General features: G+C 55.8%; 16 protein-coding genes. 9 read left to right on the plus strand and 7 right to left on the minus strand.

Annotated elements, in window-relative coordinates; genetic code table 11:
• Positions 1-7 precede the first annotated feature (7 nt).
• The 4 genes from K3754_RS16840 to K3754_RS16855 all read right to left on the minus strand — a co-directional run bounded on the left by K3754_RS16840 (position 8) and on the right by K3754_RS16855 (position 3,393).
• A complete protein-coding gene (locus tag K3754_RS16840) occupies positions 8-742 on the minus strand; it encodes an ABC transporter permease (RefSeq protein ID WP_231024302.1) in 735 nt (244 codons plus the stop codon).
• A complete protein-coding gene (locus K3754_RS16845) occupies positions 739-1,842 on the minus strand; it encodes an ABC transporter ATP-binding protein (protein WP_259938772.1) in 1,104 nt (367 codons plus the stop codon). The genes K3754_RS16840 and K3754_RS16845 overlap by 4 nt, the downstream gene beginning before the upstream one ends.
• Positions 1,839-2,486: an ABC transporter permease gene (locus K3754_RS16850; RefSeq protein WP_259938774.1), complete on the minus strand. Its 648-nt coding sequence runs from the start codon at positions 2,484-2,486 to the stop codon at positions 1,839-1,841. The genes K3754_RS16845 and K3754_RS16850 overlap by 4 nt, the downstream gene beginning before the upstream one ends.
• 61 nt (positions 2,487-2,547) lie before the next feature.
• Positions 2,548-3,393 (minus strand): GlxA family transcriptional regulator, encoded by an 846-nt coding sequence (locus tag K3754_RS16855; RefSeq protein WP_259938775.1) that lies wholly within the window; start codon positions 3,391-3,393, stop codon positions 2,548-2,550.
• 359 nt (positions 3,394-3,752) lie between these two features.
• Between K3754_RS16855 and K3754_RS16860 the strand changes: the two genes are divergently transcribed.
• The 6 genes from K3754_RS16860 to K3754_RS16885 all read left to right on the plus strand — a co-directional run bounded on the left by K3754_RS16860 (position 3,753) and on the right by K3754_RS16885 (position 9,771).
• Positions 3,753-4,370, plus strand: a complete 618-nt coding sequence (locus K3754_RS16860; RefSeq protein WP_259938776.1) for an alpha/beta hydrolase — start codon at positions 3,753-3,755, stop codon at positions 4,368-4,370.
• A 559-nt stretch (positions 4,371-4,929) separates the two neighbouring features.
• Complete coding sequence (locus tag K3754_RS16865; protein WP_259943388.1) at positions 4,930-6,654, plus strand: thiamine pyrophosphate-binding protein; 1,725 nt, start codon at positions 4,930-4,932, stop codon at positions 6,652-6,654.
• A gap of 35 nt (positions 6,655-6,689) precedes the next feature.
• Positions 6,690-7,487, plus strand: a complete 798-nt coding sequence (locus K3754_RS16870; protein WP_203209976.1) for a transporter substrate-binding domain-containing protein — start codon at positions 6,690-6,692, stop codon at positions 7,485-7,487.
• Between the two features lie 103 nt (positions 7,488-7,590).
• A complete protein-coding gene (locus K3754_RS16875) occupies positions 7,591-8,259 on the plus strand; it encodes an amino acid ABC transporter permease (protein WP_259938778.1) in 669 nt (222 codons plus the stop codon).
• On the plus strand, positions 8,259-9,008 hold the full coding sequence (locus tag K3754_RS16880; RefSeq protein ID WP_203209974.1) for an amino acid ABC transporter ATP-binding protein: 750 nt from the start codon (positions 8,259-8,261) through the stop codon (positions 9,006-9,008). Before K3754_RS16875 ends, K3754_RS16880 begins: the two co-directional genes overlap by 1 nt.
• Positions 9,009-9,024: 16 nt before the next feature.
• Entirely contained in the window at positions 9,025-9,771 is a 747-nt protein-coding gene (locus tag K3754_RS16885) for an IclR family transcriptional regulator (protein WP_259938780.1), read from the plus strand.
• Between the two features lie 2 nt (positions 9,772-9,773).
• Here the strand turns inward: K3754_RS16885 and K3754_RS16890 are convergent, their stop codons facing one another.
• Together K3754_RS16890 and K3754_RS16895 are read right to left on the minus strand one after the other, a co-directional pair.
• A complete protein-coding gene (locus tag K3754_RS16890; protein WP_259938781.1) occupies positions 9,774-10,430 on the minus strand; it encodes a hypothetical protein in 657 nt (218 codons plus the stop codon).
• A 247-nt stretch (positions 10,431-10,677) separates the two neighbouring features.
• Complete coding sequence (locus K3754_RS16895; RefSeq protein ID WP_203209971.1) at positions 10,678-11,421, minus strand: HisA/HisF-related TIM barrel protein; 744 nt, start codon at positions 11,419-11,421, stop codon at positions 10,678-10,680.
• Between the two features lie 322 nt (positions 11,422-11,743).
• On the opposite strand from K3754_RS16895, the gene K3754_RS16900 reads away from it, so the two are divergent.
• On the plus strand, positions 11,744-12,631 hold the full coding sequence (locus tag K3754_RS16900; RefSeq protein ID WP_259938782.1) for an adenylate/guanylate cyclase domain-containing protein: 888 nt from the start codon (positions 11,744-11,746) through the stop codon (positions 12,629-12,631).
• A 26-nt stretch (positions 12,632-12,657) separates the two neighbouring features.
• On the opposite strand, the gene K3754_RS16905 is transcribed toward K3754_RS16900, so the two are convergent.
• The gene (locus tag K3754_RS16905; protein ID WP_259938783.1) at positions 12,658-13,872 is read right to left on the minus strand and encodes an adenylate/guanylate cyclase domain-containing protein; all 1,215 of its coding nucleotides are present in this window, start codon (positions 13,870-13,872) and stop codon (positions 12,658-12,660) included.
• A 220-nt stretch (positions 13,873-14,092) separates the two neighbouring features.
• Here K3754_RS16905 and K3754_RS16910 point away from each other — a divergent pair, with 220 nt between their 5' ends.
• Positions 14,093-14,617, plus strand: a complete 525-nt coding sequence (locus K3754_RS16910) for a flavodoxin domain-containing protein (protein ID WP_259938784.1) — start codon at positions 14,093-14,095, stop codon at positions 14,615-14,617.
• Between the two features lie 150 nt (positions 14,618-14,767).
• Positions 14,768-15,259, plus strand: a complete 492-nt coding sequence (locus K3754_RS16915) for a hypothetical protein (RefSeq protein ID WP_259938785.1) — start codon at positions 14,768-14,770, stop codon at positions 15,257-15,259.
• The last annotated feature ends 8 nt before the right edge of the window (positions 15,260-15,267 follow it).

A 15,267-nucleotide genomic window follows, 5' to 3' on the forward strand; every position in this document is an offset into this window, starting at 1 on the left:
TTGTTGGTCATCGGAGTGGATTGACCCCTCGCGGCACCAGCGCCCATTGCAGGCGCCCCACGAGGAAGTCGGTGAAGATCGCGAGTGCTGCCACCGCGATTGCTCCAGCCAGCATCATCCCTTGATCGTAAAGAGCGATGCCGGTGAAAATAAGTTCGCCCAAGCCGCCCGCACCGATCAGGAAGGCGAGCGGGGCGGTACCGACGCAGATCGCCAGCGCCGTGCGCAACCCGGCGAAAATCACGAAAAGCGCGTTGGGCAATTCAACGCGGAAAAACGTTTGCGAGGGTGTCATTCCCATGCCTTGCGCGGCGTCGATCAAACTGTGGTCAACGGCGGAGAGCCCAGCGTGCGTGTTGCGCACAATGGGCAGCAGGGTGGCCACGAAGAGGCCAAAGACGGCAGGTGGCGTGCCGATGCCCAGCAACGACATCGACAGCGCAAGCACTGCCAGCGTGGGGATCGTGGTGCCTAGGTTGAAAACCTGCAACACGGTCTCCGACGCACGGCGAAACCGGGGGCGTGACAGGATTGCGCCTGCAGGCAAACCGACGAGGATCGCCAAGCCCCCGGACCACAGCACCAAAATCACATGCTGCACGCCGAGATAAGCGATATCGGGACGGTAAGACATCAGCGAGGGGCCGAGCCCCGATGCCCAGAACCACGCGCCCGCCAGAAAGACGCCCAGCAGGATCGCCGGTCCGCGCAGCGGTTTGAAAGAGGATAGAAGCAGCCTCACGGTGCCGTATCCTTTTCTGAAAGGGCGGCAGTCACGTCGGCGAAATTCAACGTGCCACGTAGAATGCCCTCGGCATCCACACAGGGGATGATTGGCATGTTGTCGGCCAGCATTGCAGCAACAGCAAGGCGCAGATCATCCTCTACCCGGCAGGTGGCGGCGACGGGTGTGGCGTGTTCGGCCACCGTGCCCGCACCATCGGCAGCGGCGCGGGTGATCAGCCCTCTCGGCCGTCCGCGCGGGCCGACCGCGACGAGGGCTGGTGCCGCCGTCGCTTCGAAAATTTCACGCGCGCGGGCCTGCGTGTCCGACAGCAGCAAGCGCGGTGGATTGCGGTCCATCGCGTCGCCCGCGCACACCAACCGCAGGCGTTTCAACGCACGGTCACGGCCCAAGAAGTCCTCGACAAAGGCATCACCCGGATCGGACAAAAGCTCCGCTGGTGGGGCGTAGCGCATCAGGCGGCCGTCACGCAGAATCGCGACCCGGTCCGCGAGCTTGATCGCTTCGTCTAGATCATGGCTGACCAGAACCACCGTCGTACCAAGGCGGCGTTGCAGGCGCAGAAACTCATCCTGGATGACCTCGCGGTTAATCGGGTCGATGGCACCGAAAGGTTCATCCATCAACATAACGGGCGGATCCGCGGCCAACGCGCGTACCACTCCGATGCGCTGCGCCTGTCCACCTGACAGCTCGCGCGGGTAGCGGTTGAGGAAGACCGCCGGGTCCAGCGCCACCATCTCCAGAAGCTCCGCCGCCCGGGCGCGGCTCTCCTTGCGCGGCTTCCCCAGTAGATCCGGCACGGTGCAGATGTTGTCCACCACGGTCTTGTTGGGGAACAGGCCGATCTGTTGGATGACGTAACCTATGCGCCGCCGCAGCTTGACCGGATCGCCCTGCGTCACATCCTCTCCATCGATCAGGATGCGGCCCGAGGTAGGTTCGATCAACCGGTTTATCATCCGCATCGTCGTTGTCTTGCCGCAGCCCGATGGGCCAAGCAGGACGCAGATCTCCCCTTTTGGCACCTCAAGGTTCACGCGGTCCACGGCGGTCACGGTGTCAAACACCTTGGTCACATTTTCCAGACGGATCATCGGATGCCTTTCGACGTCAGAGCGCGCTGTAAAGCGCCAAGGCCAAGATCCGCCGCGATGGCCAGCAGCGAGACAGCGACGGCACCGGTAATCAGCTGGCGCGGGTCGGATTGCGCGATGCCCCGACTAATGAAAGTACCCAGGCCACCCGCGCCGATATAGGCGGCGATGGCAGTGACGCCGATGGACATCACGACCGCCGTACGCACACCCGCCATGATAACGGGAAGGGCCAACGGGATCTCCACCTGTCCCAACCTTTGAAAGGGGCGCATTCCCATACCCATTGCGGCCTCGCGGAGGGCAGGATCGACATCGGCGATAGCTGTATATGTGTTTCGCACGATGGGAAGCTGGCTGTAGAGCACAATGGCCACCACGGCGGGCACCGCGCCGATGCCGTGGCCGATGGGGGCCAGCAAAGGGATCATGATCCCGAACAACGCGACAGAGGGGATAGTAATAAGGATTGACGCTGCATAAAGAACCGCATCCGCCGCGCGCCGGTTCTGCGTGATCGCGATGCCCAACGGCACGGCGGTTAGGATGGCAATGCCCACGGCCGCGGCAACGATGACGATATGCTCGCCCGCGCGTTCCAGGATCACCTGCCAGTTCTGAGCTGCGAAGTTGATCGTTTCCATGGCGTCCCCCTTTTCTCAAGGGACGCCCGAATCGAAGCTGGCGCTTTGCCCTCAGCCGCCGCTAATGTGCTGGCCGCCGCAAATTCCTTGGCGCACTACCGGTTTTGGTTCTGAAAGCGCGCGAAAAGGCCGCCGCATCTGCATATCCGCAGGCAAGGGCGATCTGCGCGATGGATAGGTCCGTAGATTGGAGCAGTTCTGCCGCACGATTCAGGCGCATCCGGCGCAGGTAGGCCGCCGGTCCTTCACCGAGGATTGCATTAAATCGACGTTCGAGAGCGTCGCGGCCAAGACCTGACTCCGTTTCCAGTGCGTGGACATCGAACCCGGTCTCGATCTGTTGTTCCAATGCCGTGACGGCGGCCCGAATGGGCCCTTCCGGCAAGGTCGCTGCTGGCGGCGGCGGTCCAAGCGCACCCGCGCCCTTGCGCCGGGTATGACTGAACCAGTCCGCCACCGCGTCCGCCAAAGCAGCGCCTGCGTCAAGCGCGATGAGTTCGAGCGACATATCCAGCGCCGCCGTACCGCCCGCACATGTCAGCCGCCGCCTTTCGATCACCCAGAGGCTGGGTTCAAGAGGAATTTCCGGAAACCGCGTCGCAAAGGCGGCGCGCGCGGTCCAATGCACGGCGCAGCGCCGACTGTTCAACAATCCTGCCCGAGCGAGCGCAAAGGCACCATCTGCGGCGGCCCCTATCTCAGCCCCCATTCTGTCCATTTTTCGAAGCCAAGGCAAAAGCGGGGCAAGATCGACCGTTGCTGCATCGCCTCCAGATAACAAAATGATACGATCCATATCTGGCAACGCCGGCGCGATGAGATCGGGCCGCGCAGACAGCACCCCCGAGGATGGAACAATGGGGTCACATCCGATCACCTTCAGGTCGTAGAAGGGTTGTCCCGTCATTCCATTTACCGCGCGAATTGGCTCGATCAACGCAGCGAATGCCATGGCAGGGAACCCGCGCAGCACGACCACGCCCACTCGCTTAGGTTTGCGGGGGGGGTGTTTTAGAACGAACTGGGGATATCTGTTGCGATCTACGGACATCATAAAGCAAAAAGCAAACCTACAGTGCCTGTCATTACTGGCATCCTAGACCAATGTCGGGTTAGTAGTCCCGAATGACGAATTGGGCAACGGCATCTTCCGAAACATTACGACGCGCTCACCGGATCGAAGGGCGGAAGCGCGGTTGTTTGCCGCCTGGCGTTACCGTGCGGCGGGTGAAGGGTGCATTGATCGTTGATCCTTCGCATTCGTCCATGAATGCAGCAACGCTGCTTTGGTGGCATGGCGGTGGATTTGTCGCCGGTCACCCTTTGCGGGCGCTGGCCCCGGCCGCATGGATCGCTGAGACCGCCGGAATGACCTGCATACTGCCACTCTGGCCACTTGCGCCCGAGGCAAAATGGCCCACGCAGGCCCGACATGCCCGCAACTGGTGTCGCCGGATAACAGGACCAGTCTATGTCGGCGGAGACAGCGCCGGTGGTGCGCTTGCTTTGGCTTGCTCCGATCTGGCGGAGGCCCTGGTGCTGGGTTATCCCGCACTTGGCGCAGCGCCGGGGGCGTCTGTTGAGCGATGGGGAAGCCAGGAAAACGGTCTCGATGCCGCAGCAGTCAAAAAGATGTATGGGCGTCTTGGCGCTCCTGATCTTTCCGCGCGTTGGGAGCAGGGGTTACCACCCTGCCTTGTCCTCACCGGGGATCGCGAGCCTTTGGCCGATGACCGCAATATACTGCATGGACTTGGAACCTTCGACGTCCATGTGACGCCGGGTGCAGGGCACGGCTTCTTGCGTGATGCTGGCAAAGAGGCTCCTGCAACACAGGCCGTGCTGACCGCAGGGCGCTGGCTTCAGTCGTTGGCCTTGGGGTAGGCTCTTCCTGGGTCACGGCAGCACAATTAAGCAAGCCTCCCGCAGGGCTTTCTAAGGTCATTGACAAGTCGCATGGCAAACCCCGCGTCGATGACCCGCGAGCTTGCCGATAGCAATGGCGGCGAGTGGTTCATTTGCAGCGCACAGTTACCACTTCGCTGTCGATGATCCTGACCGCTTCACCTCGTCTAAAATGGCGGCACCATAGATCGGCTTAACCCCTTCGCGCCGCAAGTTTGGTGAAAAACAAATCCTGCCAACATCGTCAACGCCCGTGATGTCAACCTCAGATGGGCGCTGCGCGAAGCAGAAACATCTATGCTGATCCGTGCCCCGTCAACTTGGCTGAGGACATCGGGAGCCAGTCATCGAATATGTTGATTCGATGCACGCGCACCGAGAAATTGGCAAAGTCAGAACTGCAACTTCTCATATAGTGGGACAATTGTCTGGCGCCGATGCTTAATATTGGCGTTATTTCAATAATATTTTGACAGGAAAACATCCAGATGCTTCGCTTTAGGTGAAAATTAATCCCGCTATATGGAGCTTATTCGAGATGCACGAAAGACTATCGAGCCAGACGAGAACCGCCAAAGTGGCCCAGTTGATGGCTGATACGCTGGCCTTGTATGGCGTCGAGTTTCTCTTTGGTATGGAGGATCCGGTTTATCTCTATCACCATCTAGATCGAACAAAGATCAGACCGATCACCATCCGGGACGAGAAACACGGGGCGATCATGGCGCATGGCTATGCCAAAATGTCCAAGCGTCCGGGCATTTGCACATCCACTTTCGGGCCAGGTGCCACCAACTTGATTACCGGTTTGCTCGAGTCACAGAAAAGCTCGATCCCTGTCATCGCCTTGATTCAAGAGATCCCTGCAAACCAGCGTGAACGCAATGCGAGCAGCGAGATTGACCATATTGCAGCGCTCACTCCCTTTACCAAGAAGGTCTTGCGGATTGATACGCCAGAACGTTGTTGCGAAGTAATTCGACGAGCATTTCGCAGCGCCACCAGCGGTCGCCCTGGCCCGGTCGCAATATTATGCCCGGCTGATATTATGAATATCGAAACGACAGCGGATACATATGCCGAACTGGAGTTCGCGACGTTCCCAGCCTCACGGCCCAGAGCGGCCAAAGCTGAAATCGAGATGGCAGCAGGGTTGTTGGCAAGTGCTGAGCGGCCGGTCATAATTGCCGGAGGCGGCAGCATCCTGTCAGGGGCCTCGCAAGAGGTAATCGACCTAGCCGAGCGCCTTGGTGCTCCGGTTGCAACGACAATGAACGGACGCGGCACAATACCCGACAGTCACCCGCTTTCGGCGGGTACGTTGGGATCGTCAACCAGTGGCATATATGGACGTGGCCATATTTCGAATGAGGCCGTGAGCAAGGCTGATGTCGTCCTGATCGTTGGATCGCGAACAGGCCAGATTTGCTACATGAACTGGCAACAGCCGGGGCCTGAAACACGTATCATCCATCTTGATATTGATCCCGAGGAACCGGGACGGAATTTCCGGACGGATGTGACATTGATCGGCGACGCCCGCGAGACACTGGCCGAGCTTATAGCATCGCCCGTCACCAACAAACCCGGCCGGTCCGGTGCCATTGGCGAGGCGCTTGTTGCGAAGAACAACGAGTGGAAAGCTTCATTCAAGGAAATTTCTACCTCAACGGCGATTCCAATGCGTCCTGAATGCGTCCTTGGCGAAATATCCAATCGGATGGATCCCCAGACCATTTTGGTGACGGATGCAAGCTATGTTACCGGCTGGGCGTTCAGCCATATCGATAATGTATCCGTCGGCGGGCGCATCCTGTCGCCCCGTGGCACGGGCGGTATCGGTTGGTCTTTGCCAGCGGCCCTCGGCGCTAAGCTAGCTGACCCGAGTGCGAAGGTTGTCTGCCTGACAGGGGACGGGGCTTTCGGTTATGTCATGGCCGAGATGGAGACTGCTGCGAGGTGCGATATTCCCGTCGTTGTTGTTGTTATCAACAACGCAACCCTAGGCTTCCAAAAGCACTTTGAGCAAAAGTTGTTCGATGAATACGGAGAGTGCGATCTTTCGGATATCGACCACGCGGTTCTTGCCAAGGCACTTCATTGTGACGGGGAGCGTGTTGAAGATCCAGCCGAGATACCAGCCGCCGTCGACCGCGGCCTGAAAAGCAAGAAACTCTACCTCATAGATGTCGTCGTGGACAATCGTGCCATGGCGCCGATCCTGGGGCTGGATCGCGACGGAGATGCCCCAACAAGTCACTAAACAGAACAAGAAACCAATACATGGAGGACTAAAACATGGTGTATTCACTGATTAAAAGTATTGTCGTTGCTGCGGTATGTACAATTTCCACGACCGCTTGGGCCGGGGAAACATTTGACCGGATCATGTCGTCAAACAAGATGACCGTTGGTGTTGCCCCTTGGAATGGGTTTGTTGCAAAAAACCCATCCAGCGGGGAATTTGAAGGCCTGATCGTTGACGATATTGCAATGCTTTCAGAGCTGACGGGCATCGAGATCGAACTGATCAACACCACCTGGAGCGGGCTGATTGCTGGTCTTCAGGCCGGCAAATGGGACGTTATCATGACGGGCATGGGCGCAACGCCTGAACGCTCAAAAGCCGTCGCGTTTACCGATGGTTGGGGCTTCCTATCCCCTCTGGCGCTGGTCGGCACTGACAGCCCCTTTCAAACAAGCGAAGACCTGAACCAAGAGGGAAATAAAATCACAGTCGTTTCGGGTACAAGCGCGCATCGGCTGGCGGCACGTGTGTTCGACAAGGCAGAGGTGGCGTCCTATTCAGATACTGGTGCTGCCGTACTTGAAGTGATGCAGGGCCAAGCAGCTGCTTATATTGGCGATTCAATCTCCAACACGAAACGCGCCGAAGAACGCTCAGAACTTCGGGCGCTCGAGTTTGATCCTTCTGTCATTGAATGGAATAGCCTGAATCATGCTGTGCGATATGACGATCCGGAGCTTCTGGTGTTCTTGAATACCTATATCCACACGATGCAATTGCGTGGATGGTATGTTGAACTTGCCGAACGTTGGGGCATGCCTGCTAGCTTGGCGACTGGCCCGAACTAAACGTCATTGGCTGACTGCAATTTAACTGGGCCGGAGCTTTACAGGCTTCGGCCTAGGATCAAGACCCTAGATAAACCGAGGATCATATGATGGAGAGGGCGGCATGAACTACAATTTTGAATTTGGAATTCTATTCCAATACGGGGACTACCTTGCCGGGGGTGTTTGGTATGCGGTCATCATCGCCTTTCCAAGCATTTTAATAGCGACAATTGTCGGCATGATATTGGCGGCGGCACATCTTTCTCCCGTCCGTATTTTCAGCATGGCCAGCTCTGTCGTCGTAGATGTATTTCGCACCTTGCCGGTTGTGGTCCTGTTGATCTGGATTCATTATGTATTTCCAATTCTCACCGGCCTATCAATGAGCCCGACACAAAGCAGCATACTTGCCTTGTCCTTGAACGGCAGTGCGCTGGCCTGTGAGGCCTTCCGTGGTGGTTTGCAAGCAATTCCCGGCACGCAGCGCCAGGCGGCCTGGTCACTCGGGTTGTCGAAAATGGACACTTTGAGGTTTGTGATCATCCCCCAAGGCTTCTTCTCAACCCTTCCCGCACTGACAAATGTGCATATTACGATAATCAAGAACGTCACTGTCACCGTGCTGATTGCTGTGCCCGAAGTGATGTTCCGCGCACAGGAACTGACTGTTCAATTCTTTCGTCCTCTCGAACTCTATACAGGGGCTGCCGTTGTTTATGTGGCACTCATCCTGTCTTTCACTGTGGCAATGCGTCGCCTCGAGAAACTTCGCAAATGGGAGAGCGTCTGATGTCCGAGAAACCTTTTCTTAATATTAGCGGCCTGACTAAGAAATATGGGGACACGACCATTCTTAGCGATATTGATTTAAGCATCAATAAAGGCGATACGCTGATGATATGTGGGCCAAGTGGTTGTGGCAAAAGCACCCTCCTGCGATGCCTGAACGGATTAGAGCAGGTTGAAGCTGGCTCGCTCACGATCGGCGACCGGCATGTTGATTTGAGCGATCCCAATCAACGGGAGTCGGCACGGCAGGGTACGGGTCTGGTGTTTCAAAACTTCAACCTGTTTCCCCATATGTCCGTGTTGGATAACATCACGCTGGCCCCGCGACGCGTTATGAAAACGCCCAAATCCAGGGCTGAAGATGAGGCGAAAGACTTGCTGGACCTCATTGGGCTCACCGACCGAATGCAAGCCTACCCTTGCGAATTATCCGGCGGTCAACGCCAAAGGGTTGCAATTGCGCGGGCACTGGCCATGAACCCGGAGCTGTTGATGTTTGATGAACCCACATCCGCCCTTGACCCGGAAAAGAAAGAAGAGGTTCTTGGGGTGATCCGCGAACTCAAGAGCATTAAGAATGTTACGATGATCGTCGTCACACATGAAATCGGATTTGGAAAAACCGTGTCTGATTGGGCCATGTTGCTCGATGCTGGCAAAGTGGTCGAATTCGAACCATCAACAGATTTTTTCAGCACACCAAAATCTCAACGCACCAAAGAGTTTTTGAATGCGATTGTAAACGCCTGAAGTCGAGCAAAACAATATGAAGACCCTCAACAACATGACAAAGGCTTTGAAGCTTGTTGCGGCATCACCAAAGCCGATATCGGTGAGCGAGATTTGCACGGCACTTGACCTGCCACGAAGCAGCGCCTCTCGTCTGATGGCGTCACTACGTGACAGTGGACTGATTGAACAAGTGCCCAAGTCACGCCAATACGTGGCAGGGCCGCTAGCCTGGGAACTGGGTGTTCAATATCGTCCGCTAAATTTCAATCTGGATGCCATCGCGGAAAGTTTGGCCCATATCTCACTTCTAACGGGTCTTTCCACATGGCTTGCTGTATTGGACAAACGTGAAATCATACTGCTGCGTCACCATCAGGGATCGACACCCATATTGATATCCGTACGTCTGGGGCAACGCCTACCTGCGCATACAACAGCGATGGGCAAAGCGTTGTTAAGTCGTTTGTCAGATCGCACCATCAAAGAATTGTATGATGAAACCCTGCCAAGTTTGACGGGGCGAAGCCTTCAGACGCGCACCGAATTGATTACAGAACTAGATGAGATCAGGCAAACCCGTTTGGCCTATTCACGCCAGGAAGCATTTCCCGGCATTGTTTCCGTCGCAGGGGCGATCATGGGCGTCGCCAACGATTATCCAATCGGCATCAGCATGTCGTACCAAGCGCAGCAGAAAAATGCGGCGGATCTTGACCCCATATTAGAAAAGGAACTGCAAACGATTGGACAGCAGTTCGGGGACGATTATTGGGCCAGCTGAACTCATCGTGAGCCCGCAGCCTCCTCGTTCTGTGGCGCCTCTTTCCCGGTGAGTTTTGTGAAGAAGTCTGTCACAGCATTGGTGTCTGACTTTTTTGGGGTACTCTTTTGGGGTGTTTTCTTTGCAGGCTTTTTCTGGGGCTTGTTCAGCGCCCCTTCCATGGGATTGCGATACCAGATACGGATCAGTTCTGACATTCGCTTCACTCTTCTGAGTTCGGGGTTATTAGGATCAATTGATTTTTGCGATCTCGCAATGTATTCGAGCACTGAAACCCTGTCTTCTGCCAGCACAAGCCAATGTTCCAGGCGTCTTTTCCTGCTCTTTTTTGTCCTAAGTTTGGTCAGGTCATTGAAATGTGTAAGCGTTGTTTCTCGCCAAACCAACATCATCTCGAATATGACCGATGACATCTTTTTTGAGAAACCTTCGATCACAATACTATGACCCTCCTTGTTGCCACGGATCGCGGTCCTGAGATCTCTGTCTTTGACGTTTTTGAGGTTTTTCTGCGTGTAGATTACACTTATTTTTTTCGACCTCTTCTTTGGTGGGTTCTTATCAATATTGTGGGATGAAGACGGGCGCTCGTCCGATCCTCCGCCTCCTTCTGCGTTGGCAACGCCATGAGAGGAAACCATTGCCAATGAAGCACTCAAACCAGACAGTAGCCACCGTCTTGTGACATGAATTATCTGTGGAACCTGTCCCATAAGGGCCCATAATCTAGGAGAATGTGGAGCCTGACTTTAGCAAAATTAGGAATTTTTGGCAAACCAGCTTTGGCATAGGTACTGTACCCCCTTCCCGAGGTTGCCCCGACAAAGCACTCATGGGCAGGACAGCCAGCGGGCTGGCGGGCCACCAGACAATCGGGGTGACAGTCTGGTGGTCTTGGTCGGTCTGCTAGATAAATTCGGCGCGGCTGCCGATTTCCGGGCGTGCGATTTGAAGCGCATCCTCTATCTCGATGCTACGATCGAACAATGCCCGCCCGATCAATGCACCCGAAACCTGCGGCACAAATTTCAACCGTGACAAATCGTCAAGGGAACGGATCAGCCCTCTGGCCACAACCGGAGAATTGGCCTCGCTCGCCAGTTGGGAGATCAGGGCGACACTGTCTTCTGCATCTCCTATTTCCGCCCCGATGTCGGTCACAATGATCGCGGCAAATGGATCGCTCTGGAACGCCTCCAGAAATGCCGATGGCGTAAACGCGCTTTTCTCTTTCCAGCCGTCGCTGACCACATGGCCTTCAAATACATCCACTGCGAGCACAATTTGATCAGGAAAGAGCTTGGCCGCCTCCTTCACCAGATCGGGCTGCCGCAATGCCAGCGTGCCAACGACAACGCGCCCCACACCGTGGTCGACCCACTCTGCGATGCGCTCGACGCTTCGAAAACCACCGCCCAATTGAACAGGGATTCCAACGACGCGAATGATCTCCCTGATGAGATCGGAATTCCGCTCATCACCCGACATCGCATCAAAGTCGGTGATGTGAAGCCATTCCGCGCCCGCCTCGGCAAAGCTTTTGGCCTTTTCTATTGGGTCGATATGCCAAATCTGGGGCTCTTCCGTACGCCCGCGGAAAAGGCTGACACAGCGACCTTCGAGCAGTTCAATCATGGGGTAGAGAATCATGGCAGGTTTCCTATCAAGGGGATCGTTTGGCTCAGGCCCACTACCCGTAGCTGTGGTTCGCGCTCAAAATCGTGAGAAGAAGCGACCAATATAGCAGAATTTGAGACAAAACTGAAATTAGCGAACAGCGTTCTGACGGCCACAAGCCCGAAGACAACGGCTGATATCCGTTGCTTTCGCAGTCCGGGAGCCAACCATTCTGGTGTCCTGATCCCCAAATCGTTAATGTTGCTATTTCCAACCACGCCGCGGTATCCTCAAAAAATTACCCTCGTTCCCTGCCCCAACGAACCTATCAATTGATTTCCGGTGACCAATTGCGATGCCATTTGCTTGCGTTCTGATATCCGACGTCACTGGCAGCACGCAGCTTTATGAAGCTGTAGGCGATGCGCTTGCCCTGGAGCAGATTACGGATGTCCTGACGAGAATGCGCCAAATCATTGAGCAGCACGGCGGGCATTGCGTTAAATCGCAGGGTGACGATGTGCTGAGCTACTTCGATCAGTCCGACAGCGCGTTTCAGGCCGCAATGAAGATGATCCATGAAGATTGGCACGCCGACTTGGCGGTCCATGTTGGCATGTACGTTGGCGAGATTCTGACCCACGACGGAGATATTTACGGCACGCCTGTGAATACAGCGGCCCGTTTGGCATCCATAGCCAAGCCGGGGGAGATATTGCTGGGCGATGCATGTTTTGACGGCTTGATGCCAATATCAAAACAGCAACTGACGCTGATTGGTGATTTACAGCTCAAGGGCAAACAAACGACGACCAGAGTCTATTCCTGCTCTGCCAGCGATTTATCTTTGCAGACGGCCACAGTTGTCAAACCCAAGAAGGCCCAGGTTAACGGCACAGACTTTGCCCGTTTGGCTTATGCCGACAGAAGTTGGCAGGTTGGTGAGGGGGAAAAACTGTCCATCGGGCGCGCCATCGACAATGACATCGTCATGGGCCACGCTTGGGTCTCGCGCAAACATGCGGTTGTTTCGATGCGGCAAGGGGAGCTGGAATTTTCGGACATCAGCTCCACCGGTAGCGTCATTCAAACCGATGACGGCAAAGCGATCTCAATCCATCGAAGGACCACCCTGCTGAATGGCAGCGGTCTGATTTTTCTGGGGGCGGATGAAAAGGCCGAAAAAGCGAATGCGCTGTCTTTCGACACGAAGAAGATGAAGATCGAATTTGCCACGGACTGACTGTTCCGGATCCTAGGATCAAGCCCCTAGCCTTCCGAAAAGACCGGGATCTTGCCAGCAAGCCCTTTCAGTTCGTAGGAGCCGCAATTTTCAAAGGCTTCGTCACTCAGATGTTGGCGAATTTCCTCTGAAACCAAGATCGCTTTGCCCAGTGTTCCGCACATGTCGGCCAAGCGGCTGGCCAGATTAACGTCGCGCCCGATCACAGTGTAGTCGAGCCGGGCACCGGAGCCGATGTTGCCGTATGCAACTTCGCCAAAATGCAGTGCAACACCTACGTCAAACTGTATCTCCGCGCTCTTGCGCCGGTCCGCCACAGCCAGACGCCCCTGGCGGGCCGCGCACAGTGCTTTGGCACAAGCCTTCGCATCATCCTGCCCGGCACGGAAAATGGCCAATACACCATCGCCGATAAATTTGAGAACCTCGCCGCCATTGTTTTCGACAGCGGGAACCACGCAATCATAGTATTCATTTAGAAGGGCTGTCGCACTTTCGGCTGACAGATCAGAGGTCAACAGCGTGAATTCACGCATATCCGCAAACAGGATTGCAGATCTGAGCCGGGTCACCTCGCCGCGATGCACATCGCCCGCAAGTATCCTCTCATGCGGCTCTTCGCCCACGTACATCCGTGTGACCTCTTTCAAGATCCGGTGCATCACAAGAATTTCCTGACAGGCTTCGATTGCCGGAAAGGTTGCCCGCAACAGGGCGACATCCACGTCGCTAAAGCCGGCCTCCGCCTGCGTTGCAAAGGAGAAAATATTCTGCATTCCATTGGCCATGAGCGTCGGCGCACAGATGTAGTCCGTTAGCCCGGCTTGTTTGAGTTCTGGCACGAGGTTGAAGTCTGTCTCCTGTAGGTCTTGAGGGTTGAACCGGACCCACCGCCCTGTTTCATGCGCGAGGGCTGAGGGCGATGTCTCATATTCGGTTGACGCCGTTCCAATGTATGGAAAGACGTTTGCGGTAGCTCCTCGCCCTTGCTCCCAAACCCGATAAGATGCGGAATTTATTGCGTGCAAGATGCGGACAATGGTCACGCATCGGTGTAATGGCAGCCCCGCAGATACAAGTTGCTCTGCCAAGGTGGTGAGCGTGTCGTTTGCGTCGGCATTGAACCTGCCCTCTCCCAACATGTAATCGCGAATGGAGATAGCTTTCTTGACCTTGGCTGGATCAAGCAGGCTCCAAGGGTCGTCCGCATTGGCCGGAAGAAGATATTGTGAATTTTTCATCTCGCACCTCTGGGCATCGCTCATCGTTGGACCAAAACATCGAAATATTGAGACACCCTAGCAGATGAACCGCCGACCGGCACACATGCAGCCCGAATAAATCCGCCGCTTTGATCTAGAACAAAGCCCGTCCGCCCGAGACATGTAGAAATAACCTTGCAGGTCACTTGAGCAGCGATGGACCTCTGCCCTTCTGGCGGAGGAAGAGATGGGGTGCACAATGGAATTGCTCATTATTTACGAAACCGTCGAAGGACAGACGGGCAAGGTTGTTGACGCTGTGGAGGCACAGATACGTGCGGCGGGACACGGCGTGCGGCTGTTCAACACATCGGACAGATTGGCGCCCATTTCTTTTGAAGGTATCGACAAGGTCATCCTGGCCGCACCGGTGCATGAGCGACGTCACCCGCAAGGCTTTGAAGTCCTGGTATCTGCCAGTCGGGAAGATCTGCAAGCCCTGCAAACCATGATCATTTCTGTCAGCCTAAAGGCTGCATTCCCTGACGGGCTTGAAGAAGCGCAGGAATATCTGACCGAGATGGAAATGCGCACACGGTTTGAACCCAACCGCGAGCTTCTGCTTGCCGGTGCTGTTCGCGCCAGCAGCTACGGCTATTTCGAAAGCCAGATCGTGCAGAATGTTCTCTTGGACGGGCGAGAGGTCGATCTGGTGGACGGCGTTCGCGAATTCACTGATTGGGACAGACTGCGTGCTGAGGTCAGCGCCTTTTTGGATGCTTAACCGCCTGTGGTCTCCGCAGCCTTCTGATCCGCCGCTGTTCAAAATTTGGCGCCCCGCTGGTTTCCCATCATGAAATTACCATAGTTCTGCCAGTTTCCGACTTTAACCGGCGCTCCACGAGAGCCATCTCAAAGTTAAGGAGGCACAAGTATGAACTTAATCTCGCCACTCATCGGTGCGCCGCAAGGCACATCATCGGCTAACTCTGAGCCAGAGGACAAATCGCCCAAGAAGGCGGAAGTGTCTGACGGTCAGGACAAGCAAGAGCCAAAACCCTCTGAGCAGAAAGCGGCAGAGCAGACGACAGAAGTTGATAATTCCAACCCGCCCTCAAAGGCAGAGCAAGCCAAACCGGTTGCGGATAGAGGTCCGGCTGCAGCCAGCGATGGCGCGCCATCTCGCGCATCTGTTTCCGCTCTGGATGATGATGCGGCCAAGATCGCGGCCGACCGCCGCGCAGCGGAGAACCGGATTGAACAGGCACGCACACGTGCGTTGATCGACAGCATTGCGCCTGTTGCAAATTCACCCGCTCAGGGTAGCAAATCCTATATGGAAACGCTGCTAACGTCCAAGCCTGCGGCGGAGACGCCCGCCGCGCCTGAGACTGCGGCAGCCCCAAAGGCCAACGCCGCGGCCTAGTATCACGA

Origin of the sequence: Sulfitobacter sp. M368 (assembly GCF_025141875.1) — a bacterium.
GTDB lineage: Bacteria > Pseudomonadota > Alphaproteobacteria > Rhodobacterales > Rhodobacteraceae > Sulfitobacter > Sulfitobacter mediterraneus_A.

Bases quoted from the DNA above. Each gene is read 5' to 3' on its own strand.
- K3754_RS16885 (WP_259938780.1), top strand. From the start codon at position 9,025: ATGAAGACCCTCAACAACATGACAAAGGCTTTGAAGCTTGTTGCGGCA.
- K3754_RS16905 (WP_259938783.1), bottom strand. From the start codon at position 13,872: ATGAAAAATTCACAATATCTTCTTCCGGCCAATGCGGACGACCCTTGG.
- K3754_RS16915 (WP_259938785.1), top strand. From the start codon at position 14,768: ATGAACTTAATCTCGCCACTCATCGGTGCGCCGCAAGGCACATCATCG.
- K3754_RS16865 (WP_259943388.1), top strand. From the start codon at position 4,930: ATGCACGAAAGACTATCGAGCCAGACGAGAACCGCCAAAGTGGCCCAG.
- K3754_RS16855 (WP_259938775.1), bottom strand. From the start codon at position 3,393: ATGACGGGACAACCCTTCTACGACCTGAAGGTGATCGGATGTGACCCC.
- K3754_RS16900 (WP_259938782.1), top strand. From the start codon at position 11,744: ATGCCATTTGCTTGCGTTCTGATATCCGACGTCACTGGCAGCACGCAG.
- K3754_RS16870 (WP_203209976.1), top strand. From the start codon at position 6,690: ATGGTGTATTCACTGATTAAAAGTATTGTCGTTGCTGCGGTATGTACA.
- K3754_RS16875 (WP_259938778.1), top strand. From the start codon at position 7,591: ATGAACTACAATTTTGAATTTGGAATTCTATTCCAATACGGGGACTAC.
- K3754_RS16860 (WP_259938776.1), top strand. From the start codon at position 3,753: ATGAATGCAGCAACGCTGCTTTGGTGGCATGGCGGTGGATTTGTCGCC.
- K3754_RS16880 (WP_203209974.1), top strand. From the start codon at position 8,259: ATGTCCGAGAAACCTTTTCTTAATATTAGCGGCCTGACTAAGAAATAT.
- K3754_RS16910 (WP_259938784.1), top strand. From the start codon at position 14,093: ATGGAATTGCTCATTATTTACGAAACCGTCGAAGGACAGACGGGCAAG.
- K3754_RS16895 (WP_203209971.1), bottom strand. From the start codon at position 11,421: ATGATTCTCTACCCCATGATTGAACTGCTCGAAGGTCGCTGTGTCAGC.
- K3754_RS16850 (WP_259938774.1), bottom strand. From the start codon at position 2,486: ATGGAAACGATCAACTTCGCAGCTCAGAACTGGCAGGTGATCCTGGAA.
- K3754_RS16845 (WP_259938772.1), bottom strand. From the start codon at position 1,842: ATGATCCGTCTGGAAAATGTGACCAAGGTGTTTGACACCGTGACCGCC.